Origin of the sequence: Aminithiophilus ramosus (assembly GCF_018069705.1) — a bacterium.
GTDB lineage: Bacteria > Synergistota > Synergistia > Synergistales > Aminithiophilaceae > Aminithiophilus > Aminithiophilus ramosus.
The window spans coordinates 1830147-1854920 of record NZ_CP072943.1 but is presented as its reverse complement, the minus strand read 5'-3'; the positions used below and the strand labels follow the sequence as shown (position 1 = coordinate 1854920).

Sequence of the window (24774 nt, the reverse complement as noted above, 5' to 3'; positions counted from 1 at the left end):
CTTCTCCAACAGGACGGGAGAACTCTCCCTTTCCGTCATCGAATCCGCCCGGGAGGTGAGGCGATGAGAGCGTCGGAAAGGGCCGTCAAGGTGCTCATCGTCGACGATTCGGCCCTGGTGCGAAAGATCTTCACGGAAGAGCTGGCCCGGGATCCGGCCATAGAGGTCGTCGGCACGGCGCCCGACCCCGTCGTCGGCCGCGACAAGATCGTGCAGCTCGAACCCGATGTGCTTCTTCTCGACATCGAGATGCCTCACATGGACGGCCTCACCTTTCTGGAAAAGCTCATGCGTCACAGGCCCCTTCCGACGATCATCGTCAGCTCTCTGGCCAGGGAGAGTTTCGACGTGGCCCTCCGCGCCCTCGATCTGGGGGCGGCCGACGTGATGTGCAAGCCCGGATCGTCCTACTCGGTCCGCGACATGGGCGAGCAGCTTCGGGCGAAAGTCAAGGCCGTCGCCCAGATCATGTCGCCGGACAATGGTATTGTCACTCGTGAAGAGGACAGGGAAAATGTCACTTATGACGACCAGGAGAGACCTACTCATGAAGACAAAAGAAGCAAGGCGCTTGGGGTTGGTGGAAGAGGCTGTCGCGGGCAACCTGACGGTTCAGGAGGTGGCCGATCGGCTCGGGCTGAGCCGCCGTCAGGTCTTTCGGCTCAAACGACGCTACCGGGAAGAAGGAGCGCAGGGGCTCCTGCACAAGGGACGAGGCAAACCGTCCCGGCGCAGAATCTCTCAGGAGACACGGGATTTCGTCGTCAGTCTGGCCAAGGGTCTTTACAGGGATACGAGCTGTCAGCACATGGCCGAACTCCTTGCCGAAGAGCATGATCTCGTGCTGAGCGCCAAGAGCATCGCCCGTTTCCTTCGCGCGGAGAACCTGTCCCTCGTTCATCGCCACCGGGCCCCGAAGCGGCGTTCTCGCAGGGTCCGACGGTCCCGACGAGGCGATCTGGTCCAGATGGACGCCTCTCCTTTCGATTGGTTCGAGATCGGTGAGCGTTGCACTCTCCACGGCGTGATTGACGATGCCACAGGAGAGGTCCTCGGTCTGTGGATGGCCAGGAATGAGTGCCTCTTCGGCTACTTCCGCGTGCTCCGTCAGATGCTTGATCGCCACGGCGTGCCTCGCGAGCTTTACGCCGACCGCCACACCATCTTCCTTTCTCCCAAGTCGGAAAAACTGACGATCAAGGAGGAGCTGGAGGACTCGGCGCCTGTAACCCAGTTCGGCCGCGCTCTGGAGGTTCTCGGAACTCGCTATGTCCCTGCAGGGTCTCCCCAGGCGAAGGGGCGGATCGAAAGGCTCTGGGGAACTCTTCAGGATCGTCTCGTCGTCGCCTTCCGACGGGCCGGAGTGAAAACGATCGAAGAGGCCAACGTCCTGCTCGCCGCCTACCCGGGAGAGGTCCATAACCCGAGGTTCGCTCGTCCTCCCGCAGAGGGGGCATCTGCCTTTCTCCCTCCGCCGGACGGCCCCGCTCTCGATCTCCTCCTGACTCGCCAGACCGACCGGAAGGCCTCGGGAGACTCGACGATTTCCCTCGACGGAAAACTGTACGCCCTGATAGGCCCCCGCAGACGCCCCCTGCTTCTTGCCAGGGGACAGGCGGTCAAGGTCATCGAGAAGCTCGACGGGAAACTCCTGGCTCTTGTCCATGACGGGCTCTACGATCTCGCAGCCGTCGACAAAGAGCCCCCTGCGACTCCCCCGCCTGTCATCGAGACGAAAACAGGCACTCCATGCAAAACGAAGAAGCAGAGGAAGCCGGCGGCAGACCATCCCTGGCGACAGAATCCCGCTCCTCCTGCCGCGGCGGTCGGCTCCGAGCAAGGGACGGGTTCCCCTCCCTAGAAGGACATCCGCCGCGGAGGAAAGCCAAGGCGGGCTGTTGACGGGGGCGATTTCAGCCCCTCGAAAGCGACACTTTCATTGTCCCTCAGACCCTCTTTTTAGATGACATTTTTAGTGTCCCTTGACACGCCGTCGCCCAGATCAGGCGCCTCGATCTGCTGGGACGGCGTCCCCCTCCCGTCCGACTCGCTCCGTCCGGTCGCGCCCTCCTGAAGACGACGCACCGCGTCGTCGCCATCGGAGCCTCGACGGGGGGGACGGAGGCGATCCGCGTCGTCCTCCAGGGCCTGCCTCCCGACATGCCGCCCATCGTCATCGTCCAGCACATGCCCCAGCACTTTACCCGTTCCTTCGCCGGCCGCCTCGACGAGCTCTGCTCTCTGGAGGTGAAGGAGGCCGAGAACGGCGAACGGCTCAGACAAGGCAAGGCCCTCATCGCTCCGGGAAACTGCCACACCGTTCTCAAGAGGAGCGGCGCGGCCTACTACGTCGAAGTGAAAGAGGGGCCTCTGGTCTTTCACCAGCGCCCCTCCGTGGAAGTCCTTTTCTGCTCCGTGGCCCGCTATGCCGGGGCCAACGCTCTCGGTGTCATCCTGACGGGAATGGGCAAAGACGGGGCACAGGGGCTTCTCGAAATGAGAAGGGCCGGTGCCTGGACGATCGCTCAGGACGAGAGGAGTTCCGTCGTCTTCGGCATGCCCAAGGAGGCCATCGCTCTCGGCGCCGTCGACGAGGTCCTTCCGCTGGAGAGGATCGCCCCCTCGATCGTCGAGCGCCTCTGCCGCTGAGGCCTACTCGAAGTCGAGGACGTTGACGATCTCCCGGGGGAAGACGTTCAGGGGCCGACAGCCTTCGTCGGTGACGAGGACGATGTTCTCGATGCGGATGCCGATCTTGCCCGGAATGTAGATGCCCGGCTCGATGCTGAAAGTCATGCCCGGCTCCAGGACCTGTTCATTCCCTTCCATGATGTAGGGCGTCTCGTGGACGGCGAGGCCGATGCCGTGGCCCAGACGGTTGTTGAAATAGGCGCCGTAGCCGGCCTCTTCGATGACGCGTCGTGCCGCCCGGTCCACTTCCTGGGACGTCACTCCGGGGCGCACGGCGGCCTCACCTGCGGCCTGGGCGCGGCGGACGATCTCGTAAAGCGTCCGCTCCTCCTCCGTCGCCTCGCCGACGAAGAGGGTCCGGGTCATGTCCGAACAGTAGCCTTTGTAGCGGCAGCCGAAGTCGAAGAGGACCGTATCGTGATCACCGACGATGCCGTCTTCTTTGTTGTAGTGGGCCATGGCCGCATTGGCCCCTCGGGCCACGATGGGGGTGAAAGAGATCCCCTGGGCTCCCTTCTCCTCGAAAAGGTCGAGGAGACGCCGCTTGAGCTCCCTCTCCGTCCTGCCGGGACGGATGAAGGGGAGAAGGGCCGTCAGCGCCTCGTCGGCGATCTGACCGGCACGGAGCATGGCCGCCGCCTCGTCGGCATCCTTGTGGGATCTCATGGCGTCCAGGTAGTGCCACCCGTTGACGAGCTCCACCTTCTGGCGGCCGGCCACCTCGATGGCGTCGACGGCGCGGACGCTGTCGTTGACGGCCACCTTGGCCCCCGCCGGGATGCCCTGTTCCTCGAAGGCGCGGGCAAGGGCGGAGTAGAACCAGTCGTGATCCTCCCAGACGTAGAGGGGCGTCGTGTCGGGCATGCCCGACTGAAACTCCTGAAGGTAGATGTGGGGGACGAGGCAGAAGGTGCCGCCGTCGGCCTTGACGAAAAGGGCCTTGAAACGCTCGCAATCGTGCATGGCCAGACCGCTGACGTACTCGAGATCTGTCGATGTGCCGATGATGAAGACGTCGACGCCTCTGGCTCTCATGTCGGCGGCGACGGCCGCGATTTTGTCCCTGTTCAGCATGTGATTTACCCTTCCTTTCATCTGAGGGACCGCCTCGCGGGCGCTCCCTCTCCCTTTTACCGAAGGTGTTGACCGTAAAAAACTCTATGAAATACAATATATCACACGAAATCTGAGAGGGCAATTCCCGACAGGCTGTCCTGGGGGGTGGCCCGGCGGCGTTTGCCCCTTCAAATCTCTCCCTTCGGGTGTCGTCGCGATGGCCTCAGGGGTGTGCGTCCGGGCCTTTCTTCAACTCGGCGGCCCTTTCGCCGCAGTGCCTCGGGGGATGGCGTTTCCCCTCCCCTGCCGAGCCGGCGCGTATCCTGATGGAGAAGGTCTCGCCGACGGAGGCCCTGAGGCGAGGAGATTCCTTTGCGGTTCCGGGAAGGGGAAAGCCCTTCCCCTGTGGTATCCTAGTCATCAAAGAGAGGCACTCTGTGCACGCCTCAGATCGGCTCAGTGTGGAGGACGAAAGAGCATGCTGTCGAGAATCGTGCCGCCCATCAGGTCACTCCGTGAGATCGTTTACGATTATTTGCGACGGCAGATGAATGAAGGCCACCTTCTGCCCGGATCTTTTTTTAATCTGAAAGAGGTCAGCGATGCCCTGGGCATCAGCACGACGCCTCTGAGGGAGGCCCTGGTCCAGCTCTCGTCGGAGGGGTTCGTCACCATTTTTCCAAGGCGGGGAGCGGTCGTGAACGCCCTCAGCCTCGACCAGATCCGCAACATCTATCAGCTCATCGGAGCCTTGGAGGGGTCGGTCATCCTCGAAGTCGCCTCCCGTTTCACCGACGAGAGGGTGGCGATGATGGCCGAGATCAACGACCTGATGGCCCTTCGCCTTCAGGAGGGAAGAATCGCCGAATATCTCGAACTCAACCTGCGCTTTCACGGAGGCTTTCTCGAACTCTCGGAAAACGAGGATCTCCTCGGCCAGCTCGAGATCTTCAAACAGCGCCTCTACGAATTTCCTCGCAACGAGCATCTCGTGGCCGCATGGGAGGAGAAAAACCACAGCGAACATGTGGCCCTCCTGGAGGCGCTCCGGCGGAGGGATTTCGAGGGGGCGTCCCGGATCATCCGCGATGTCCACTGGTCCTTCTCGGTTCAGGAACCCTTCGTCCGCTCCTATTACGCCCTCCATCTGGAGATTCTGGAACGTCTGAAGGCCGAGGGGGGCGGCTTCTCCCGTCTTCGGGGAGAGGACTCGTGACGGCCCTCGCCCGCTCTCGAGGCGTCATTCCCCGTTGTCGCCGTTATCGAGGCGGCCTCGTGACGGAACGCCTTCGCCTCGTCCCTCTGGAGCGTCTGCCCGGAGGCGTGGAGCTTCGCGACGGAACCCTGTTGGCCTCCCTTCTCGGGACGACGGTTCCTGAGGTCTGGCCTCCTGCGGCTCTGGAGGAGGTGGGCTTTCGCTCGTCGGGTCTTCTCGTCTGGTTCATGATCCTCAAGGGGGCCGGACGCCGCCGTCCCTCTCTCGTCGGCCTCTGCGGTTTTCGCGACCTTCCCGACGAAAGCGGGGCCGTCGAGCTGCGCTACGAGGTCCTGCCCGGTTTCCAGCGGCGCGGCCTTGCCACGGAGGGGGCCGAGGCCCTCGTCGCCTGGGCTTTCGAAAGCCGATGGGCCCGCTCGATCAGGGCCAAGACCCTGAGGGATGAGCTCGGCGCCATGGAGGTTCTGGCCAGGCTGGGCTTCACTCTCATCGGAACCGACGAGGCGGGGCAGGCCTACCTTTTCGAACTCGAGCCCTCCGAAGGACCGGAGGAAAAGATGGAGGCTTCGGATCCGTTCTGAAATTTCGACGTCAGGAGGCAGGCATCGCAATGCTTTGGGAAAGGATAAAAAGCAGGCTGGAGCGGCTCCCCTCGGGGCAACAGGCCGTCGCCCGCTTCCTGTTGACGCGACCGCGCGAGGCCGCCTTTCTCACGGCGGCCCAGCTGGGCGAGCAGGTGGGCGTCAGCGAATCGACGGTGATCCGCTTCGCCGTCTCTTTGGGGTTTCCCGGATTTCCCGAGCTGCGCAACGCCCTTCAGGAGGCGCTGCGCGACCAACTTTCGGCCCTGGAACGTCTCCAGCTCTATCAGACCATGGGCGAGGGGACGAATCTCGTCCAGTCCGTCCTGCGCCAGGATCTTCAGCGCGGGCTGAGCTCCCTGGCCTCCCTCGACGACGGCCCCATCGAGGCCCTGGCTCAGGCCCTCTGCGAGGCGCCCTCGGTCTACCTCATCGGCCTTCGAAGCGCCCGTGCCCTCGTGGCCTATTTCGGGACCTACCTCTCCTGGTTTTTGCCTGAAGTCCACAGCCTGGAGGGCGATCTTTTCCAGGAGCAGGCCGTCTCGGCCCGCAGGGGCAGCCTCTTCGTCGGCATCAGCTTTCCCCGCTACACGAGGCAGACCGTCGAGTGTCTGGCCTTCGCCCACGATCAGGGGCTCCTCACGGCGGCCATCACCGACTCCCATTCGAGCCCCCTGGCCGAAGGGGCCGACTATGTCGTCACCGTCCCCTCGTCGCACATTTCCTACATCGACTCCTTCGTCATCCCCCTGGGCCTTCTCAATGCCCTTCTCCTGCGGGTGACGGATCGCCTCGGCCCTCTCGCCTCGGAACGTCTCCAGCGGCTGGAGGAGGTCTGGGCCCAGGCCAAAATCTACCAGGAGACGGTCCGTCGCGACTGAGACGGACCGTCGGAGAGAACACGAGGGGGAGCCCCAGGGGCTCCCCCTCGTGTTCTCTATTAAAATAAAGATCAAGGATGGTCAGCCTTGCCTTTTTTTGACAACAAGGTACTATCGTCTATATAATTGATGCAGGAAATCCTGCACGGTTATAAAAAGACGGCGCTATTACTTCAAAGCATGCAATAGTGGCGGCAAGGAGCTGATCTACCTTGGACGGAAAGGTTCTTCCACGCAGTTTCAAGACCCAGGCTCCCATCATCGTCAAGGGCGAGGGCATCTATCTCGAAGATGAGAGCGGTCGCCGGTATATCGACGGCTGCAGCGGCGCCCTCATCTCCAATCTGGGCCATGGCTGTCCCGAGATCATCGAGGCCGTCACGGCCCAGCTCGGCAGGATCGAGTTCGCCCACCCCTCACGGTGGCGCACGGAGGCGACGGAGGAGGCGGCACGGGAGGTGGCCTCCATGGCTCCCGAGGGGCTGGACTACGTCTGGTTCGTCAGCGGAGGCAGCGAGGCCATCGAGTCGGCCGTCAAGCTGGCCCGCCAGTATTACGTCGAGCGCGACGGAGCGACCACATCGAAGGCTCAGGTCATCGCCCGCTGGAATTCCTACCACGGCAGCACCATCGGCACCATGGGCCTCGCCGGAAGCATGGCGCGCCGCCGCCTGTTCTCCCCCCTCTTTCTCGAGGCGCCCAAGATCGCGGCCCATTACTGCTACCGCTGTCCCTTCGAGGCGACGTATCCCTCCTGCGGTCTCCTCTGCGCCAGGGAGCTGGAAAAGACGATTCGACGGATCGGTCCCCAGTACGTGTCGGCCTTCATCGCCGAGCCCATCGTGGGATCGACCGTCGGCGCCCTGACGCCGCCCGAGGAGTACTGGCCCATGATCCGAGAGGTCTGCGACCGTTACGACATCCTCCTCATCGCCGACGAGGTCATGACGGGCTGCGGCCGCACGGGAGCCAATTTCTGCGTCGACCACTGGAAGGTGACGCCCGATATCATCGTCACCGCCAAGGGGATGGCCGCCGGCTACGTTCCCACGGGAGGCATCATCGTCAGAAACGCCATCGCCGAGACGCTTCGCGACGGCAGCGGAGCCTTCCTTCACGGCCACACCTATAACGGCAACCCCCTGAGCGGAGCGGCGACGGCCGCCGTCTTCCGCTACATGAAAAAACACCATGTCGTCGAGAACGCCCGCGCCCAGGGCGAGCGCCTCGCAACAGGCCTCAGGAAGATCGAGGCGACCAATCCCATGGTGGGAGAGGTCCGCGGCAAGGGACTCATGTGGGGAGTCGAGCTCGTCGCCGACAGGGCGACGCGCGCGCCTTTCCCCAAGCCCAGGGGCGCCTCCGCCCTGGCGACGAAAGAATGCCTCGAACGGGGGCTCGTCATCTACCCCGGCGGAGGCATGATCGACGGCGTCGAGGGGGACAACTTCCTCATCGCGCCGCCCCTCGTCGCGACGGCAGCCGAAATCGACGAAATTCTCAAAAGGCTTGAAGAGGGGCTCGACGCCGCGTCGAAGAAGCTCCTTTCCTGAGCAAGGGCTCGAAGAGGGCCTGTTCCTGTCCGTTTGTCGCTGAGCGTGTCGTCGTTTCAGGAAACCTCATCTGGTAGAAGGAGGAAGACAACGTAATGAAAAAGAGCCTCGTTGTTGCCCTGATCGTTGCAGGCCTTTTCGCCATGGCCGGTTCGGCCTTCGCCGTCACCTTCGTGACCATCGGCTCCGGCGGTGTCGGGGGCACCTACTATCCCCTCGGCGGCGCCATGGCCGAGGTGCTCTCCAAGGCCGACATCGGCGTCAAGGCCACGTCCCGTTCCACCTCGGCCTCCCGCGAGAACTGCCGTCTTCTCGCGGCTGGCCGCGCCCAGATCGGCATGACCATGGGTTCGACCCTCTATCAGGCCTACAAGGGCCTCGACGCCTTCGAACAGGACGGCGAGCTGCCCCTGCGGATTCTCATGCACATGTACCCCGCTCCCCATCATCTCGTGACGACGACGAAGACGGGCATCACCTCCTTCGAGGACATCCGGGGCAAGAAGATATCCCTCGGCGCCCCCGGAGGCGGCGACCAGGTCCTGACGCAGATGATTCTCGCCGCCGCCGGCATCGATCCCGACAAGGACATCAACAAGCAGCAGCTCACCCAGCCCGAGGGTGTCATGGCCCTCAAGGACGGCAACGTCGACGCCGTCTTCTGGAACTTCGCCACGCCGGGCTCGGCCGTCCTCGAAGTTTCGGCCGTCCGCGACGTCGTCCTCGTGCCCTTGCCCCAGGATCTCGTCGACAAGGTCACGGCCGCCCATCCCTTCCTCTTCGCCTACAGGATTCCCAAGGAGACCTATCCCGGCCAGACCGAGGATGTCCTCACCGTCGCCGACGGCAACTTCCTGGCCGTCAACGCCGATATGGACGAGAAGCTGGGCTACGACCTCGTCAAGACCCTCATCGAACACCGCGAGGAGTTCGTCAAGGTGACACAGCAGGCCGCCCACTTCGTCCCCGAAGAGGCCAGCGTGGGGATCATTCCCTTCACGGCCGGTGCCGCCAAGTATTTCAAGGAGCAGGGCTTCGAAGTCGAGACGAAGTAGCTCTCTTCCGATCCCGTCGGGGGGAGAGGCTCTCTCCCCCCTATTTCTTTTATGATCGCCGAAATCGAATCGGGAGGTTTTTCCACGATGGCAGACAGCGTACGCATCGAGAATACCGAGCCCCTTCTTTCTCCGGAGGCCGCCCTTCCCGTCGAGGATGTCGAGGGAGGCAAGCGGCGGACCCTCAAGGGGTGGCAGGGCTATGTCGTCTCCGGTCTGGCCCTTTCGGCCTCTCTCTTTCATCTCTACACGGCCGCCTTCGGCCTCCTTCCGGCCATGCATCAGCGCGGAATTCACTGGCTTTTCATGGGCGTTCTCCTTTTCCTTCTCTATCCCGTGGCGCAGGGACGTCCCAAGGACCGCATCGACATCTGGGACTGGCTCTGTGCCGCCGTCATGGCCGCCGGCTGCCTCAATATCGTCCTCAACTGGGACGCCATCGCCTTCCGCGAGGGACTGCCCATCGCCTCCGACATCTACATGGGGCTGGCCATGATCTTCCTCGTCCTCGAGGGGGCCCGGCGCTCCATGGGATGGCCTCTGCCCATCATGGCCATCATCGCCCTGGTCTATGCCCTTTACGGCCCCTATTTCCCCGGCCTTCTCGCCCACGGAGGCTTCCCCCTGGAGGAGATCGCACCCTTTCAGTATCTGCGGACGGACGGTATTTTCGGCGTTCCCCTGGGCGTTTCGGCCTCGTTCATCTTCCTCTTCGTCCTCTTCGGCGCTTTCCTGAGCTCCTCAGGAGCGGGCCAGTTCTTCATCGACCTCGCCGTGGCCCTCACGGGCAGAAGCCAGGGAGGGCCCGGCAAGGCGGCCGTCGTCGCCAGCGGACTGATGGGAACCGTCTCGGGCAGCTCCTGTGCCAATGCCGTGACGACGGGGGCTTTCACCATCCCCCTCATGAAGCAGTCGGGCTACAGCAGCGAGTTCGCCGGGGCCATCGTCGCCGCCGCCTCGACAGGCGGCCAGGTCATGCCTCCCGTCATGGGGGCGGCGGCCTTCATCATGGCCCAGTTTCTCGGCATCGCCTATTGGGAGATCGTCGTCGCCGCCGCCATTCCGGCCACGCTCTACTTCATCTCCATCATGGCCATGGTTCACTTTCGTGCCGGCAAGAAGCGCATGGTCAAACTCGATGCCGAGAAGCTTCCCAAGGCCAAGCTGATCCTTCGGGAGGGATGGCACCTTCTCTTCCCCATCGTGACGCTCATCATTTTCCTGGCCCTGGGCTATTCTCCCGTCAAGGCCGTCTTCTGGTCCATCGTTCTCCTCGTCGCCGTCTCCTGGATGGGCAAGAAGGAGTACCGCATGACGCCCCGGCGCGTTCTCGACGCCCTCATCAACGGCGCCATCGGCGCCATCGAGGTGGCCGCGGCCTGCGCCTGTTCGGGCATCGTCATCGGCGTCATCGGCATCACCGGCGTCGGACTGGCCTTCTCCTCCTTCGTCCTCAGTCTCTCCGGCGGCGTGCTGCCTCTGGCCCTGATGCTGACCATGGTCGGCTCCATCATTCTCGGCATGGGCGTTCCGACGACGGCCCAGTACATCATCACGTCCACTCTGGCCGCTCCTGCCCTGGCCCAGATGGGCGTCCCCATGATGTCGGCCCACCTTTTCTGCCTCTATTTCGGCGTTCTGGCCGATGTGACGCCGCCGGTGGCTCTTGCCACCTACGCCGCGTCGGGCATATCCAAATCCAACCCCCTCAAGACGGGCTTCACGGCCCTTGTCACGGCCGTCGCCGGGTTCCTCGTTCCCTACATGTTCGTCTACAACCCCTATCTGCTTCTCCAGGGCAATCCCGTCATGATCGTTCTGGGCTGCGCCACGGCTCTCGTCGCCATCATCGCCCTTTCGGCCGGCGTTCAGGGATATTTCGTCACCGACTTGAATCTCGTCGAGAGGCTCGCCTTCCTGGCCGTGCCCTTCCTCATCATCTACCCGTCGCTTGTGGCCAACGGCATCGCCGTCGCCGTCGTCGCCGCCGTTTTCGCCCTTCAGAAGGCCCGGTCGCCCAGGAAAAGTCTCCCCGCAAGCGTCTAGGGTCCATGAGATCAGGAGGTGTGCCTCTATGTCCCGCAAGGTGATCAAACCCGTTCTTTCCGCAGCCGAAGCCGTACGGTCCGTCAAGGCCGGTTCGAGGGTCATGGTGGGCGGATTCAACTACGGAGGGATTCCCTACAGTCTTGTGGAGGCCCTCGTCGAGGCCGGAACAGGCGATCTGACTCTCATTTCGAACGATACGGCCTATGAGGACGTCGGCCACGGCAGGCTCGTCGCCCGAGGGCAGGTCAAAAAGGTCATCGCCTCCCACGTGGGGCTCAACAAGAAGACGGGAAAGCTCTTTCATGACGGTCTCATGGAGCTCGAACTCTGTCCTCAGGGAACCTTCGTCGAGCGCATAAGGGCTGCCGGCTTCGGGCTGGGGGGATTTCTGACGCCCACCGGGGTGGGAACCGTCGTCGAGGAGGGGAAGGAGGTCCTCGAAGTGGAGGGCCGCAAGTACATTCTCGAGCTTCCCCTTCGGGCCGATGTGGCCTTCGTGAGGGCCCACAAGGCCGATCGCCGGGGGAACCTGACCTACTTCGGCACCAACCGCAACTTCAATCCGGCCATGGCCATGGCCGCCGACTACGTCGTCGCCGAAGTCGATTCCGTCGTCGAGGTGGGGGAGATCGATCCCAACGACGTCGTCACGCCGGGGATCCTCATCGACGCGCTCGTGGTGAAGGAGGACCTCTACTATGCTGCCAGAACTTAACGAAGACCTCGTCCGCAACCGCATCGCCCGTCGCATCGCCAAGGAATTCGGCGACGGCGCCGTCGTCAATCTCGGAATCGGCATACCGACGCTCGTCTCCGACTACATTCCGGAAGAGGTCCGCGTCATTTTTCAGACGGAAAACGGCGTCGTCGGCGCCGGTCCCGCTCCGGAAAAACCGGACCTTCGTTTCATCGGAGCCGGAGGACGTCATCTCACCCTTCTTCCGGGAAGCGCCCTCGTGGCCAGCGATCTCAGTTTCGGTCTCATCCGCGGCGGCCATGTCGACGCCACCGTCCTGGGGGCCCTCGAGGTGAGCCAGGAGGGAGATCTGGCGAACTGGATGGTTCCGGGCAAGATGGTTCCCGGCATGGGCGGTGCCATGGACCTCGTCACCGGGGCCCGCCAGGTCATCATCGCCACGACGCATACGACGAAGAAGGGAGAGGCCAAGATCCTCAAGAAGTGCGCTCTGCCCCTGACGGCCCGAGGCGTGGTGAGTCTCGTCGTCACCGAATATGCCGTCTTCCGCGTCGCAAGGGGAGAGATGACCCTCATCGAAATCGCCCCCGATGTGTCCCTCGAAGAGCTCAAAACCGTCACCGAAGCCGACTACTCGGTGGCCGATCCCCTGCCTTTGATGCAGGGTACGGAGGAGGAGTGAAGATGGCTCGCGTCGTCATTCTCAGCGCCTGTCGGACGGCCGGAGGCAAGTTCGGCGGAGGGCTGTCCCGCTTCGAGGCCTCCGATCTCGGCGGATTTGCCGTCGCCGAAGCCGTCAGTCGGAGCGGTCTCACGGGAGAGGTCATCGACGAGGTGATCCTGGGCAACGGCTGGCAGGCGGGAGTGGGGGCCAACCCGGCCCGCATAGCCCTTTACAAGGGCGGATTGCCCCAGTCCGTTCCGGCCTTTACCGTCAACATCCGCTGCGGGTCGGGCATCCGCACCATGATGCTGGGCAGCGACAGGATTCGCCTCGGCGACGCCAAGGCCGTCGTCGTCGGCGGCATGGAGAGCGCCTCCAACGTCCCCTACCTTCTCCCCGATGCCCGTTGGGGGTTCAGGATGGGCGAGAAAAAGGCCCTCGATGTCCTTCACCGAGACGGTTTCCTCTGTCCCGTGGCGGGCAAGCTGATGGGGGAGGCCACGGAGGCCCTCGTCGAGGAGTTGTCCATCACGCGAGAGGAGCAGGACGCCTTCGCCCTCGACAGCCACAGAAAAGCGGCACGGGCCATGGATCAGGGCTTCTTCGACGAGGAGATTTTTCCCCTGACCTACAGGGACAGAAAAAAGGGCGATATCGTCCTTGACCGAGACGAAATCCCCAGGGCCGACACGACGGAAGAGGCCCTGAGCAAGCTCCCGGCGATCTTCAAAAAAGGGGGTACCATCACGGCCGGTTCCAGTTCGGCCCTCTGCGATGCCGCCAGCGCCCTCGTCATCGCCGACGGAGACTGGGCCCAGTCGCAGGGCCTCAGGCCTCTGGCCGAGATCGTCGGCTATGCCTCGGCGGCTCTCGAGGCCGAGCGCTTCGGTCTCGGTCCCACGCTGGCAATGCCCAAAGCCCTGGCCAGGGCCGGCCTTGCCATGGAGGACATGGATCTCATCGAAATCAACGAGGCCTTCGCCGCTCAGGTCATCGCCTGTCATCGCGTCATGCCCTTCGACAGGGAGAGGCTCAACGTCCACGGCGGCGCCATCGCTTTAGGCCATCCCATCGGGGCCTCAGGCGCCAAGATCGTCACGACCCTTCTCTATGCGCTCAGGCGGAGGAAGGGCGAGCTGGGCATCGCCAGCGCCTGCATCGGGGGCGGCCAGGGCGTGGCCCTCGTCGTGAGGTGCCTCGGCTGAGGACGTCTCTACCGCGACGCGTGATGCGACGAGGGGGCCCGCGCCGAAAGCGGGCCCCCTCGTTCTTACGGCTCGGCCGGGGCGGCTCAAGCCGATGACGCCTCCGCGCCCTTGGTCTACAATGGAGGAGGGTTCTCGATATCGTCGGCCTGACGGAGGGCCATGATAGTGAAAAAGAACTTGCCGCCCGTCCCGACGATTCGGTAGGGGAGGATGAAGCGGCGGTTCGTGGGAAGGGCGGCCTGGCGGATCGTGTCGCCCTGAAAGACCTGAGGCGGCGTCAGGTCCATGGCGTATCCTCTCTCGGAGAGCCCGATGGCCATCTTGCCGCCGATCATGTTGAGCATCTCTCCTGCGGCGCTGACGACGATGGGGTTGTCCAGGTCGGCCTCCATGAACCCTCCCGAGAGGGCTTTGAAGAAGACCTCGAAGGATTCCTCGTTCAGGACCAGCGAGAGGCCTCCCTGAAGCTGGCCCACGTAGCCCAGCATGGCGACGATGCGCCCCTCGGGCATCTGGTCCGACAGCAGGACGGAGGCCTTGTCCAGGGAGAGTTCGTGGCCCAGGGAGGCGACGAACTGACTGAGCCCCCGCTGGGCGCCCTGAACGAGGTCTGTTAGGATTTCGAGGCGGATGTTGGCCGGCGGGAGCCGTCGGTCTGGTGCCAATGGAGGTCGCTCCCTTCGCTGGGACTGGAATGGATGGCTGACGGACAGTAGCATAACATTTTTTTTCTTGCCGCGAGCACGGGAAGAGGGAGGCGAGTCTCATCGAAAAGGAATTTCTTCTGATACACAGCGAGCTGGAGCGGGAGGTGCCGGGCTCGACGGCCTCGACGGAACGGGCTCTCGCCTCGCTGCCCTCTTTAGAGGGGGAGGTCTGGACCCTCGACATCGGCTGCGGGCCGGGATCGGCGACGAAAGTGCTTCTTCAGGCCCTGGCAGGGCCTCTGTTCGCCCTCGATATCCATCGTCCCTACCTGGACCGCCTCGTCCTGGAGGCCCTGGAGGCGGGGCTCTCCCACAGACTGACCGTCGTCGAGGGCGACATGGCCTCCATGCCCTTTCCCGAGGCGAGCTTCGATCTGATCTGGTCCGAGGGGGCCGTCTACGTCGTCGGCTTCGAGAGGGGGCTGACCCTCTGGCGTCCTCTCCTGAGGGAAGGGGGTTTCATGGCCCTCTCCGACGCCGTCTATCTCGTCGACAGCCCTTCTCCGGAGGTCGGCCGATTCTGGGGAGAGGAATACCCGACGATGACGACCGTCGACGAGACCCTCCTTCGCGCCCGGAGAGCCGGCTTCGATGTGCTCGATCATTTCGTCCTTCCCCGGGAGGACTGGTGCGACTACTACCTTCCCCTTGAGGCGCGCCTGGATTTTCTCGAAGGGGAATACGAGGGCGACGAAGCCATGGAGACGGCCATCGCCGCCGAGCGGCGTGAGATCGATCTCTGGAGACGCCACGGCGACGAGGTGGGCTACGCTTTCTTCGTCCTGCGCCGGCGTCCCTGACAGGCCTTTTCGGAAGGAGGTTTCCCCGTGAGCCAGATTCACCTGTCCAGTCCCGTCGGCATCATCCGCCTCAAGGCCGTCGATGAGGGGCTTTCCGAAATCCACATCCTGAGACCCGGAGAAAGCCCCGGCGGGGACAGCCCCTCGCCCCTGCTGGAGCGGGCCAGGGAGCAGATGGGGGGGTATTTCGCGGGAAGCCTCCGCGTCTTCGACCTTCCCTTCGCCCTCGACGGGACCGATTTCCAGCGCCTCGTCTGGGCCGCCCTCTGCGAGATTCCCTACGGGACGACGGCCAGCTACGGCGAGATCGCCCGCCGCATCGGCAGGCCCAGGGCCGTCAGGGCCGTGGGGGGAGCGAACCACAATAACCCTCTGGCCATCGTCGTCCCCTGTCACCGCGTCATCGGTTCCGACGGTTCCCTCGTCGGTTACGGCGGAGGTCTCTCCGTCAAACAGTGGCTCCTCGACCACGAACGTAGCCACTCCCTGCCTCGCTGACGCGCCTTGGCCTATAATGGGAGGTCCGCAGCAGGGAAGGACGGACAAAACATGTCGGAAAAGGATTTCTTGCCCCTTTCGCCTCGCGAGATCCGATCGCGAGGGTGGGACTTCTACGATTTTCTTCTCGTCACCGGGGATGCCTACGTCGATCACCCCAGCTTCGGCCATGCCCTCATCGGCCGCCATCTCGAAAGCCTGGGCTATCGCGTGGCCCTTCTGGCCCAGCCCGACTGGCATGGCCCCGGAGATTTTCTCGCCTACGGGAGGCCCCGGCTGGCCGTTCTCGTCTCGGCCGGAAACCTGGATTCCATGCTCAACCGCTACACGGCGGCCAAAAAGCGGCGAAGCCGCGACGCCTATTCGCCGGGAGGGCGCGGCGATCTCCGCCCCGACAGGGCCACCTTCGCCTACTGTCAGCGGGCCCGCCAGGCCTGGCCCGACGTCCCTCTCGTCATCGGCGGAATCGAGGCCAGTCTGAGGCGTTTCGCCCACTACGACTACTGGTCCGACTCTGTGCGGCGCTCGATCCTCGTCGACAGCGGTGCCGATCTTCTCGTCTACGGCATGGGAGAGCTGGCCATGGGAGAGATCGCCCGCCTCCTCGCGATGGGCGTTCCCGTCGATGCCGTCGCCGACGTCGACGGCACCTGTCGCCTCGTCTCCTCCACCGACGGCCTCTGGGACTATGTGGAGTCTCCCTCTTTCGAGGCCGTCTCCGAGAGCCGGGAGGCCTTCGCCGAGGCCTTCCGCATCCAGTACGAACAGCAGGACCCTCTTAGGGGGAAGACCGTCGTCCAGCGTCACGGAGCCCGCTGGCTCGTCCAGCACAGACCGGCCCGCCCTCTGACGACGGCGGAGCTGGATGCCCTCTACGAGCTGCCCTACGTCGGGACCTGGCACCCCCGCTACGACGAGGCCGGTGGCGTTCCGGCCATCGAGGAGGTCCGTTTCAGCCTCGTCACCCACCGAGGCTGCTATGGCGGCTGTGCCTTCTGCGCCCTCACGAGCCACCAGGGCCGGATCATCCAGAGCCGCAGCGAGGCCTCCCTTCTGGAGGAGGCGCGGCGCATGACGAAACGGCCCGACTTCAAAGGCTACATCCACGACGTCGGAGGGCCGACGGCCAACTTTTTCGCCCCCGCCTGCGCAGACCAGGCCGAGAGGGGCGCCTGCAAGGGCAAAGACTGCATCGGCTGGAAGGCCTGCAACCGCCTCGTCGTCGACCACGGGCCCTTCCTGGCCCTTCTCCGTCGGCTGCGGGAGCTGCCGCGGGTGAAAAAGGTCTTCGTCCGGTCGGGCATCCGTTTCGACTACCTCATGGCCGACGACGACGGGACCTTTCTCGAGGAACTCTGCCGCCATCACATCAGCGGTCAGCTCAAGGTGGCGCCGGAGCACGTCTCGCCTCGGGTGCTGAAGACGATGAACAAACCGCCCCGGGCCGTCTTCGATGCCTTCCGCAGGGCCTACGGGGCCGTCAACGAGGCTCTGGGCAAGAAGCAGTATCTCGTCCCCTACTTCCTCTCCAGCCACCCCGGAAGCACCCTCGAAGACGCCGTCGAGCTGGCCGAGTATCTCCGCGACATCGACTTCACGCCCGAGCAGGTCCAGGACTTCATCCCCACGCCGGGCAGCCTGGCAACGGCCATGTACTACAGCGGCCTCGATCCGATGACGATGAGGGCCGTCCACGTTCCCCGAGACAGCCGCGAGAAGGCCCTTCAGCGGGCCCTTCTCCAGTACCGGAACCCGAAAAACTACGACCTCGTCCGCGAGGCCCTGGAGCGAACGGGTCGGAAGGATCTCATCGGCTTCGGTCCCCTCTGTCTCATCCGCCCCCGCCCCGGCGAGGTCCTTGCGGGGGCCGAAAGGGGCGGACGCCGTAAGAGAAGGCCCTCCTCTTCGAGGGGGGCCGGGCCGGGTCGGAAACGTTGAATCTCCTCTCGGGACGCGAGGCCTTTCATGGCCGACACGCGAGAGGGGCCCCCTCTCGCGTGTCGGAAGGGGAGGGCCGGCGGGATCGGGAGACCGCTCTTCCCGGCGAGGCCCTCGTGCGGCGGCCGGAAGTCAGGGCCGAAGGTCCTCCCGGAAGAGCCGGAAAAGGGCCTGTGTCCCCTCTTCTCCCCAGCCTTTATCGAGGAGTTCCCTGTAGAGCCTGAGGGCCAGATCCAGTCCCGGAGCGTCGAGAGCCATCTCGCGGGCCGACTGGGCGGCCAGCTCCATGTCCTTGACGAAGTGCTTTATATAGAAGCCGGGCTGGAAATCGCCCTTGAGGATCCTGGGGCCGTAGTTGGAGAGGGACCAGCTCCCGGCCGCCCCTCCGGCAATGGAGTCGAGGACGCGGAAGGGATCGAGCCCCGCCCTTTCGGCGTAGGCCAGGGCCTCGCAGACGCCGATCATGCCTGAGGCGATGGTGATCTGGTTGGCCATTTTGGTGTGTTGGCCCGCTCCCGCCCCTCCCTGAAGGACGACGTTCCCGCCCATGGCCCTAAAGAGGGGCAGTGCGGCCCCGAAGGCTTCCTCGTCGCCGCCGGCCATGATGGAGAGGGTTCCCTCCCGGGCGCCCCTGTCTCCGCCCGAGACGGGAGCGTCGAGCATGGACATCCCTCGTGCCCTGGCCTCGTCGTAGAGCCTTTTCGCCAGAAGGGGGCTGGACGTGGTCATGTCGATGAGGAGCGTCCCCGCCACGGCGCCCTTCAGGATCCCCTCTTCGCCGAGATAGACCGATTCGACGTCGCGGGGGAATCCGACGATGGTGATGACGGCGTCGCTTCCGGCGGCGGCATCGGACGGCGTCGGGGCCCAGGATGCCCCCTCGTCGAGCAGAGGGCGTGCCCTATGTTCGGTGCGGTTATGGACGGTGAGCCCGTAGCCGGCCCTCATCAGGTTGCGGGCCATGGAGAGCCCCATGACGCCCGTTCCGATAAACCCGATACGGCTTTTGCCCGGTTCGAGGACCTTGACCAAAATGATTCCTCCTTAGGATGTCTCCCCGGGGGAGGGGAGACTGGCGGGAATTCCCTTCTTCCTGAGCGGCCCCCGACATGTTAGACTCAGGCCACTTCATGCGGAAGAGGTGAGTTTTTACCGTGAACGACAAGGTGACTCAACAGATAGAAGCGCTGCTCGACAGGGCCTTCGAGGCCGAAGAGGCCCAGGAGGCCTACGAGCTGGCCCGGCAGGTTCTCGAGCTCGACGGCGACAACGCCGACGCCCTCGTCCTCCTGTCCGACGCGACGGAAGACGACGAGGAGCGGCTCGGCGCCCTCCGCCGGGCCCGGGAACTTCTCGCCCCGGGAGAGGGGGAGGTCTACGACCCGGAGGAGGATGACGGCCTCTTTTATGTGAGCGTTCTCCACCGCCTGGGGAGCGCCCTCCTCATGGACGTCCCCGAAGAGGTCCCTGACGTGGCCCGAGAACTGATGGCCTTCGATACGGAAGAGGGTGCCACTCTGGGGAGGCCGCTGCTTTACACGGCCCTTCTCCGTCTGGGGCGTTTCGATGAACTCCTCGCCCTTGTCGAGGGAGAGGAGGGCCAGTCCGAGGAGGAGGAGGGCTGCCTCTCCGTCGAAGGGGCCTACGGTCGGGCTCTGGCCCTTTTCCGCAAAGGAGACGACAAGGGGGCTGCCGAGGCCCTTCTCGATGCGCTGGGGACGGCTCCCGAGCTGCCCTTCTACCTGCTCGACTTCTGGGTGGAGCCAGACGAAGAAGAAGAGGACGAGGCGGAAATCTGCGCTCTGGCCGGGCTCTTCGCCGCAGCCTGGCTCGACGACGAGAAGGCTCTGGGCTGGCTCACGACGGCGGCAATGGCCTTCGGCTATCTGACCGACCGCCTTCCCGAAGAGGTTTTGGCGGAGATGAGGCCCCTTCTCGACGAGGCCGGCCTGATGGAAGTCCTGGAGGAGGAAAAGGGGCAGATTGACGCCCTGCTGACCGATAGCCCCGATCTGCCCCTTGAGGAAATCGATTTCAGAGCTCTCGATTTCATGGCCGCCAACCCCACGTTTCTGGGACTTTAGAACTCCCGATAGGCCGCAATCGCAATAAGGAACGAGGTCGAGGTGCCCTCCCGGGCACATCGACCTCGTTCCTCTTTCAGGCCTTGGGCTGCCAGAAACAGCGTTTCGGAGATTCGATGAGGCCGTCTTTTTTCAGGATGGCCATCGTCTTATCGACGACTTTGCGATCAAGTCCCGTCATCTCGGCGATTTTACCGGCGTTGAGAGGTTCTCCTGCTTCTTTCATGGTCTGCAGAATCTTTTCGGCCGCTTCCATCGGAACGTCTCCCCCCTTCAGCCCTTCCGAGGGCCTGTAAAGATCAGAGACTTTTCTCCTTTGCACAACGCGGTCGGAGTCCTACTGAAGCTTCGCGTAGGCCTCGCAGACGCCCATAATAAGCTGAGCCCGGGCCTCGTCGCCTTCGGCTCTGTCGTAGGTGTCCATGAAATCGTTCAAGTCGTGTCCTACCGCGGAAAGGATGTCGGCCATGATCTCGGCGAGGGCAACGGAGTTCTTGCGAACGAGGCGTTCTCTCAGCTTTTCGATCTTCTCCTCGTACTCGGCAATCAACTCGAGCTCGCTTCTTCTTTTGCTGCGGATTCCCTTCGGTCTCGGCATTTCATTCTCCCCCTGACTCAAGATGGTGTGGTCAGTATTATAACCTCTTTCAGGGGCTTTTGAAAGAGGATCCGGGTAGGAATTTTTACTGATTTTTTGTCGGGCCAGACCGTTCGAAGGGGCTATCCTCTCTTCCTGCGACGCAGGGACCATTTTGTGCCGGAATCGGGAAAGGAGCGAACTGAGGAGGGGACGTCCGTTCCCCGATGTCAGGGAAATGGAGGGGAAGAATGTCACGCGGGGGTCCCTTGATCTTGATTTGACGAGCTCGTCCTTTGGTTGAGATTTTATCCCCACCGATATTTTTGAAAAAGGGACGGGGCGGAGGGCTTCGGCCTTCGCGAGGGATCGAGGAAGATCGGAAGAGGCCGGAAAGGGAAATTCCCCTCGGCGGACGTTTCCCGGCGACGAAGAGGCGGCGTTCTCCTTTAGGCAGAGGCGTCGAAAAGGAAAACATCGAGGGACAGGGGCCTTCGACGGCTCCTGTCCCTCTCCTGTCGGCGGCGGTTCCGTCCTCGTCGGACTCTCGACGAGGACGTCGTCTCCCCGAGGAGGTCCTTCGGAAGGGGGAGGAGCCTCTTCTCAGGCCAGGGTGACCTCGTCGCAGAGGTAGACGTCCTGAATGGCCTGGAGCAGGGCCACCCCCTCTTTCATGGGACGCTGGAAGGCCTTGCGTCCCGAGATGAGCCCCATGCCTCCGGCTCTCTTGTTGATGACGGCGGTGGCGACGGCCTCGGCCAGATCATCTTCTCCCGAGGAGGCGCCGCCGGAATTGATCAGCCCGGCCCGACCCATGTGGCAGTTGATGAGCTGGTAGCGGGTGAGATCGATGGGATGATCCGACGAGAGCTCGCTGTAGACTTTCTCGTCCGTCTTGCCGAAGCGAAGGGCCCGGAAACCGCCGTTGTTGAGAGGGAGCTTCTGCTTGACGATGTCGGCCTCGAGAGTGACCGAGAGGTAATTGGCCTGGCCCGTCAGGTCCGCGGCCAGGTGATAATCGGCCTCGTGCGTCTCGAAGGCGCTGTTGCGCAGATAGGCCCAGAGAATCGTCACGAGTCCCAGTCTGTGGGCATGACGGAAGGCCTGGCCGATTTCCCGTATCTGCCTGCGGCTTTCGACCGACCCGAAATAGATGGTGGCCCCGACGGCGACGGCTCCCATTTCGAAGGCCTGATCCACGTCGCCGAAGAGAATCTCGTCGTAACTGTTGGGATAGGAGAGCAGCTCGTTGTGGTTGATCTTGACGATGAAGGGGATGCGGTGGGCATAGCGACGGGCCACGGCGGCCAGGGCGCCGGGGGTGGAGGCGACGGCGTTGCAGCCTCCCTCCAGGGCGAGCTCGACGATTTTTCCCGGGTCGAAGTAGATCGGATTGGGGGCGAAGGCGGCACCCGCCCCATGTTCGATCCCCTGATCGACGGGGAGGATGGAGAGATAGCCCGTGCCGGCCAGGCGCCCCCTGTCGAAGAGAAGCTGCATGTTGCGGAGGACGGAAACGGGGCGGTTCGAGGGGGCGAGGACGCGCCCGACGAAGTCCCTCCCGGGCAGATGGAGCGGATCGGCGGGAAATTTGGCCTTATGCTCCAGCAGATAGTCGGCCCGGAGGCCGAGGTGACGCCTGATGGCTTCGATCATGTCTTTCCCTCCTGTCGTTCGCCGACCGGCCTCGCCGCCTCTTTTTGTCCCGTTTCCCGACGGGAAGGGAACGCGAGCCTGTCGGGGTTTGCCTGACTCCGGTTGACCGATGTCCTATCGAGAAAGCCTCACCCTCGAGGCGAGTTGTCGAACACCGCGAACCAGACCCGTTCGATCTTTTTCCTGAAAGGAACGACAAACGCTTAGGGTCTGAACGATTTCTCAAAGTATAACCACTTCGGCTTTTTCTGTCCCCTGCCGCTCTTCCCCCGGTTTCCGGTTCCGCCTTTTGCCCCTTTAGAACTCCTGTGCCAGATCTGCCAGGGCAGCGAGGCCGATCCCGCGGCGCGGTTGGGGGAGCTGGAACGCCGATGTCAGGTCCTCGGCGAAGAAATCGGGCGTGTCCGGGCCGGCGAGGAGATCTTTCCGGACGACATGGCCCTCGAGGACCGTTTCCAGCGGTTCGTCGTCACGGCCCGGGAGCTGCGGGTCGATTGCGACGATCGTCTGGTCGCCGACAGGGGCCGAGACGCCGAAGACCGAGAGGGAGGGACGAAGCGTCACGGCCCTTTCCCCGGCCCTGACGTAAAAGGACGACGGGAGAGATCGATCCTTTCTGTGTCCTCTTATAGATGAAGGTGTGGAAATCCCGACGCCGGTCTTGAAAGAGACCGGCGTCGACCGTCGAGGAGGGAGCGAAGAAGGGGAAAGAGAGAGAGGAGAAGGAGGAGGGGCTCGCTCGGCAACGGGGTTTTTCCCCGTTGCCGATTGAGGGACGCCGTGATAAGATGAGGAAGTTGATATATTTGAGTAAAAATCTTTAGGTAAAAGTGAGGCGATCGCCATGAAGACTGAAGAGGCGAAGGAAGGTCTGAAGGCCGGAGACGTCGATCCCAAGGTGATTCGCCCCGCCCTCGCGAGGAGGGAGGCCTCCCGCCCCGACATTCAGGAATTCGCGAAGACATCCCTGGCCGGTCTGGTGGCCGACAGGATCCGCTCCGACATCTATTCCGGCCGGTATCTCCCGGGCCAGAAACTGATCGTCCGGGAGCTTTCCGAGGCCATGGGCATCAGCCACACGCCCGTCAAAGATGCCCTGACCCGCCTCATCGCCGAGGGTTACGTCGAATCCTCTCCGCGGAAGAGCATGGTCGTCCGCAGGTTCACCAATGATGACCTGATCGAAAATCTCGGCGTCCGTCTGATGTGCGAGGTCTTTTACGCACGGGAAGTGATCGGGGGGGCCGGAGAGGACGGCGAACTCATCGGAGATCTGTTGCAGGCCTGGGAGGGAATGAACCGCGTTCTCTCCGATCCCGATCGCCTCGACTATGAGGCGTGGGTTCGGGAAGAGGCCTATTTCCATCAGCGGTATATGTCGGTCTGTCGTAACTCCAAACTTGTCTCGGTCTATCAGGATCTTGATTCCAATAAATTCACGTTTTTCGCCTATCTCAATAACAATCAGATGCCTTTGACTCGGAAGAACTTCGAGCTCAATCAGGTGGAACACAGGGAGATCATCGATGCCCTTGCGGCTCTCGACGAGCGGAGGTTTGTCCGGGCCGTCAAAACACATGTGATCCGGGCTTGCGAGGACTATGCCATCGATGCCTCTTCCAGAGGGAAGATCGAGCACATGAAAGCTCTGGCCGAAAGCTTCGGGAATTAGGAGAGGAAGGGGCAGCCCTTCCCGACGGCGGAGTCCGTGGGGCGACGATGTCCGAGGCGAGGCTTCGGACATGTGGAATCTAGATGAGGTGTTTTTCGCGTTTTGCGGTTCCCATCACAGAAGGAGGTCGAGTGGCATGAGAAAAATTCTGGTGGCTCTGACCGGTCTGGCTCTGGCGGCGGCGTTTCTCTCGTGGGGTCTGTTCCCGTCGGAGGTTTCCGTCGCGGAGGCCGCAGACGGCGCGATCGTCATGCGTCTCGCTCACATCAACGCCGAGACCGATCCCAAGCACAAGGAGGCCCTGAAGTTCAAGGAACTCGTCGAGGAGAAGACGGGCGGCAGGGTGAAAATCGAGGTTTACGGCGCCGGCGTCCTCGGCGATGTCCGCGAGGTCATCGAGGGGCTTCAGCTGGGGACGAACGAGGTCGTCATCGAAGGGTTCGGGACGATCGCCTCCTACACCCGTCTCTCCCTTCTCGACCTCATCCCCTTCATGTTCCGCGACAGGGCTCACTTCGACAACATGTGGAACGGCGAGATGGGTGAAAAACTCCTCGCCGAGGCCGGAGAGAAGGCCGGAATGGAGCTCTTCGGTCCCTCCTACCGGGGCGTCCGCGTCGTTACGTCGACGAAGCGCTTCACCGATGTGGACGGGATGAAAGGCCTCAAGATCCGCGTACCCGCCGACGACATGAGCGTCAAGACCTGGCAGGCCCTGGGGGCCACCCCGACGCCCATGGCCATGAGCGAGGTCCTGACGGGCATCCAGCAGGGCGTCGTCGAGGCCCAGGAGAACCCTCCCATTCTTTCCTACAACTTCGGCCTGGCCGATGCCTGCAAATACCTCATCAGGACCAATCATCGCTGGAGTGCCGACGTTTTCATGATGAACAAGGGCTATTTCGAGAAACTTCCGGAAGATATCCGTCAGGCCATCATCGATGCCGGAAACGAGGCCGCCGCCTATGCGAGCCGGCTCATCACCGACGGCGAGGGCGAATGTTTCACGAAATGGGCGGACGCCGGAGCGGAGATTATCGATCCCGAGATCGACGGCTTCCGCGAGGCCACGAAGACGATCGTCGAGGACAATTTCCCCGATCTGGTCGAATGGGTCGATAAGATCAAATCGGTGCAGTAAACCGTTGAGGTGGGCTCTGTCGCGGGGTTACTCCCTGCCGGCGGGGCCCA

24 protein-coding genes and 1 pseudogene are annotated in these 24774 nt (G+C 63.2%); 19 read left to right on the top strand and 6 right to left on the bottom strand.

The features are described 5' to 3' along the window. Nucleotides 1-63 precede the first annotated feature (63 nt). The 3 genes and pseudogenes from KAR29_RS14085 to KAR29_RS08525 all read left to right on the top strand — a co-directional run. Nucleotides 64-345 (top strand): annotated as a pseudogene (locus KAR29_RS14085) (response regulator); the annotation flags it as partial. A gap of 136 nt (nucleotides 346-481) precedes the next feature. After that, nucleotides 482-1861: an ISNCY family transposase gene (locus KAR29_RS08530; protein ID WP_311135582.1), complete on the top strand. Its 1380-nt coding sequence runs from the start codon at nucleotides 482-484 to the stop codon at nucleotides 1859-1861. A 140-nt stretch (nucleotides 1862-2001) separates the two neighbouring features. After that, the gene (locus tag KAR29_RS08525; protein WP_311135634.1) at nucleotides 2002-2649 is read left to right on the top strand and encodes a CheB methylesterase domain-containing protein; all 648 of its coding nucleotides are present in this window, start codon (nucleotides 2002-2004) and stop codon (nucleotides 2647-2649) included. Nucleotides 2650-2652: 3 nt separating this feature from the next. On the opposite strand, the gene KAR29_RS08520 is transcribed toward KAR29_RS08525, so the two are convergent. Beyond that, entirely contained in the window at nucleotides 2653-3786 is a 1134-nt protein-coding gene (locus KAR29_RS08520) for a M24 family metallopeptidase (protein WP_274372576.1), read from the bottom strand. 439 nt (nucleotides 3787-4225) lie between these two features. Between KAR29_RS08520 and KAR29_RS08515 the strand changes: the two genes are divergently transcribed. From KAR29_RS08515 to KAR29_RS08475, 9 genes are all read left to right on the top strand, one after another. Beyond that, complete coding sequence (locus KAR29_RS08515; RefSeq protein ID WP_274372575.1) at nucleotides 4226-4963, top strand: GntR family transcriptional regulator; 738 nt, start codon at nucleotides 4226-4228, stop codon at nucleotides 4961-4963. After that, complete coding sequence (locus tag KAR29_RS08510) at nucleotides 4960-5544, top strand: GNAT family N-acetyltransferase (RefSeq protein ID WP_274372574.1); 585 nt, start codon at nucleotides 4960-4962, stop codon at nucleotides 5542-5544. Before KAR29_RS08515 ends, KAR29_RS08510 begins: the two co-directional genes overlap by 4 nt. Nucleotides 5545-5573: 29 nt before the next feature. Then, a complete protein-coding gene (locus tag KAR29_RS08505) occupies nucleotides 5574-6425 on the top strand; it encodes a MurR/RpiR family transcriptional regulator (RefSeq protein ID WP_274372573.1) in 852 nt (283 codons plus the stop codon). A 212-nt stretch (nucleotides 6426-6637) separates the two neighbouring features. Next, the gene (locus tag KAR29_RS08500; protein ID WP_274372572.1) at nucleotides 6638-7978 is read left to right on the top strand and encodes an aspartate aminotransferase family protein; all 1341 of its coding nucleotides are present in this window, start codon (nucleotides 6638-6640) and stop codon (nucleotides 7976-7978) included. 95 nt (nucleotides 7979-8073) lie between these two features. Beyond that, a complete protein-coding gene (locus tag KAR29_RS08495) occupies nucleotides 8074-9033 on the top strand; it encodes a TAXI family TRAP transporter solute-binding subunit (protein WP_274372571.1) in 960 nt (319 codons plus the stop codon). Between the two features lie 87 nt (nucleotides 9034-9120). After that, nucleotides 9121-11079 carry a TRAP transporter permease gene (locus KAR29_RS08490; protein WP_274372570.1) on the top strand — a complete coding sequence of 653 codons (1959 nt, stop codon included), beginning with the start codon at nucleotides 9121-9123 and terminating at the stop codon, nucleotides 11077-11079. A gap of 28 nt (nucleotides 11080-11107) precedes the next feature. Next, a complete protein-coding gene (locus KAR29_RS08485; protein ID WP_274372569.1) occupies nucleotides 11108-11797 on the top strand; it encodes a CoA transferase subunit A in 690 nt (229 codons plus the stop codon). Beyond that, on the top strand, nucleotides 11781-12461 hold the full coding sequence (locus KAR29_RS08480; protein ID WP_274372568.1) for a 3-oxoacid CoA-transferase subunit B: 681 nt from the start codon (nucleotides 11781-11783) through the stop codon (nucleotides 12459-12461). The genes KAR29_RS08485 and KAR29_RS08480 overlap by 17 nt, the downstream gene beginning before the upstream one ends. Nucleotides 12462-12463: 2 nt before the next feature. Continuing rightward, nucleotides 12464-13648: a thiolase family protein gene (locus KAR29_RS08475; protein WP_274372567.1), complete on the top strand. Its 1185-nt coding sequence runs from the start codon at nucleotides 12464-12466 to the stop codon at nucleotides 13646-13648. A gap of 116 nt (nucleotides 13649-13764) precedes the next feature. On the opposite strand, the gene KAR29_RS08470 is transcribed toward KAR29_RS08475, so the two are convergent. Then, a complete protein-coding gene (locus KAR29_RS08470; protein WP_274372566.1) occupies nucleotides 13765-14316 on the bottom strand; it encodes a chemotaxis protein CheX in 552 nt (183 codons plus the stop codon). Nucleotides 14317-14462: 146 nt separating this feature from the next. Here KAR29_RS08470 and KAR29_RS08465 point away from each other — a divergent pair, with 146 nt between their 5' ends. The 3 genes from KAR29_RS08465 to KAR29_RS08455 are packed head-to-tail and all read left to right on the top strand — an operon-like array spanning nucleotide 14463 to nucleotide 17594. Then, nucleotides 14463-15158, top strand: a complete 696-nt coding sequence (locus KAR29_RS08465; RefSeq protein WP_274372565.1) for a class I SAM-dependent methyltransferase — start codon at nucleotides 14463-14465, stop codon at nucleotides 15156-15158. 27 nt (nucleotides 15159-15185) lie between these two features. Then, the gene (locus tag KAR29_RS08460) at nucleotides 15186-15656 is read left to right on the top strand and encodes a methylated-DNA--[protein]-cysteine S-methyltransferase (RefSeq protein ID WP_274372564.1); all 471 of its coding nucleotides are present in this window, start codon (nucleotides 15186-15188) and stop codon (nucleotides 15654-15656) included. A gap of 51 nt (nucleotides 15657-15707) precedes the next feature. Continuing rightward, nucleotides 15708-17594, top strand: a complete 1887-nt coding sequence (locus KAR29_RS08455; RefSeq protein WP_274372563.1) for a YgiQ family radical SAM protein — start codon at nucleotides 15708-15710, stop codon at nucleotides 17592-17594. 132 nt (nucleotides 17595-17726) lie between these two features. Here the strand turns inward: KAR29_RS08455 and KAR29_RS08450 are convergent, their stop codons facing one another. Next, on the bottom strand, nucleotides 17727-18626 hold the full coding sequence (locus tag KAR29_RS08450; RefSeq protein WP_274372562.1) for an NAD(P)-dependent oxidoreductase: 900 nt from the start codon (nucleotides 18624-18626) through the stop codon (nucleotides 17727-17729). A gap of 122 nt (nucleotides 18627-18748) precedes the next feature. Between KAR29_RS08450 and KAR29_RS08445 the strand changes: the two genes are divergently transcribed. Next, nucleotides 18749-19678, top strand: coding sequence for a hypothetical protein (locus tag KAR29_RS08445; RefSeq protein WP_274372561.1), 930 nt, complete (start codon nucleotides 18749-18751; stop codon nucleotides 19676-19678). 76 nt (nucleotides 19679-19754) lie between these two features. On the opposite strand, the gene KAR29_RS08440 is transcribed toward KAR29_RS08445, so the two are convergent. The 3 genes from KAR29_RS08440 to KAR29_RS08430 all read right to left on the bottom strand — a co-directional run bounded on the left by KAR29_RS08440 (nucleotide 19755) and on the right by KAR29_RS08430 (nucleotide 21911). Further along, nucleotides 19755-19934, bottom strand: a complete 180-nt coding sequence (locus KAR29_RS08440; protein ID WP_274372560.1) for an HTH domain-containing protein — start codon at nucleotides 19932-19934, stop codon at nucleotides 19755-19757. A gap of 81 nt (nucleotides 19935-20015) precedes the next feature. Next, entirely contained in the window at nucleotides 20016-20276 is a 261-nt protein-coding gene (locus KAR29_RS08435) for a hypothetical protein (RefSeq protein WP_274372559.1), read from the bottom strand. 582 nt (nucleotides 20277-20858) lie between these two features. Continuing rightward, complete coding sequence (locus KAR29_RS08430; RefSeq protein ID WP_274372558.1) at nucleotides 20859-21911, bottom strand: class I fructose-bisphosphate aldolase; 1053 nt, start codon at nucleotides 21909-21911, stop codon at nucleotides 20859-20861. 351 nt (nucleotides 21912-22262) lie between these two features. On the opposite strand from KAR29_RS08430, the gene KAR29_RS14080 reads away from it, so the two are divergent. The 3 genes from KAR29_RS14080 to KAR29_RS08415 all read left to right on the top strand — a co-directional run bounded on the left by KAR29_RS14080 (nucleotide 22263) and on the right by KAR29_RS08415 (nucleotide 24724). Next, the gene (locus KAR29_RS14080; RefSeq protein WP_407649480.1) at nucleotides 22263-22547 is read left to right on the top strand and encodes a hypothetical protein; all 285 of its coding nucleotides are present in this window, start codon (nucleotides 22263-22265) and stop codon (nucleotides 22545-22547) included. Nucleotides 22548-22755: 208 nt separating this feature from the next. After that, a complete protein-coding gene (locus KAR29_RS08420) occupies nucleotides 22756-23583 on the top strand; it encodes a GntR family transcriptional regulator (RefSeq protein ID WP_274372556.1) in 828 nt (275 codons plus the stop codon). 136 nt (nucleotides 23584-23719) lie between these two features. Beyond that, entirely contained in the window at nucleotides 23720-24724 is a 1005-nt protein-coding gene (locus KAR29_RS08415; protein WP_274372555.1) for a TRAP transporter substrate-binding protein, read from the top strand. Nucleotides 24725-24774: the final 50 nt, after the last annotated feature.

Coding starts and splice junctions, on each gene's coding strand:
- KAR29_RS08495 (WP_274372571.1), top strand. CDS start 8,074: ATGAAAAAGAGCCTCGTTGTTGCCCTGATCGTTGCAGGCCTTTTCGCC.
- KAR29_RS08415 (WP_274372555.1), top strand. CDS start 23,720: ATGAGAAAAATTCTGGTGGCTCTGACCGGTCTGGCTCTGGCGGCGGCG.
- KAR29_RS08485 (WP_274372569.1), top strand. CDS start 11,108: ATGTCCCGCAAGGTGATCAAACCCGTTCTTTCCGCAGCCGAAGCCGTA.
- KAR29_RS08475 (WP_274372567.1), top strand. CDS start 12,464: ATGGCTCGCGTCGTCATTCTCAGCGCCTGTCGGACGGCCGGAGGCAAG.
- KAR29_RS08420 (WP_274372556.1), top strand. CDS start 22,756: ATGAAGACTGAAGAGGCGAAGGAAGGTCTGAAGGCCGGAGACGTCGAT.
- KAR29_RS08435 (WP_274372559.1), bottom strand. CDS start 20,276: ATGCCGAGACCGAAGGGAATCCGCAGCAAAAGAAGAAGCGAGCTCGAG.
- KAR29_RS08520 (WP_274372576.1), bottom strand. CDS start 3,786: ATGAAAGGAAGGGTAAATCACATGCTGAACAGGGACAAAATCGCGGCC.
- KAR29_RS08490 (WP_274372570.1), top strand. CDS start 9,121: ATGGCAGACAGCGTACGCATCGAGAATACCGAGCCCCTTCTTTCTCCG.
- KAR29_RS08505 (WP_274372573.1), top strand. CDS start 5,574: ATGCTTTGGGAAAGGATAAAAAGCAGGCTGGAGCGGCTCCCCTCGGGG.
- KAR29_RS08530 (WP_311135582.1), top strand. CDS start 482: ATGGTATTGTCACTCGTGAAGAGGACAGGGAAAATGTCACTTATGACG.
- KAR29_RS08480 (WP_274372568.1), top strand. CDS start 11,781: ATGCTGCCAGAACTTAACGAAGACCTCGTCCGCAACCGCATCGCCCGT.
- KAR29_RS08515 (WP_274372575.1), top strand. CDS start 4,226: ATGCTGTCGAGAATCGTGCCGCCCATCAGGTCACTCCGTGAGATCGTT.
- KAR29_RS08430 (WP_274372558.1), bottom strand. CDS start 21,911: ATGATCGAAGCCATCAGGCGTCACCTCGGCCTCCGGGCCGACTATCTG.
- KAR29_RS08440 (WP_274372560.1), bottom strand. CDS start 19,934: ATGGAAGCGGCCGAAAAGATTCTGCAGACCATGAAAGAAGCAGGAGAA.
- KAR29_RS08455 (WP_274372563.1), top strand. CDS start 15,708: ATGTCGGAAAAGGATTTCTTGCCCCTTTCGCCTCGCGAGATCCGATCG.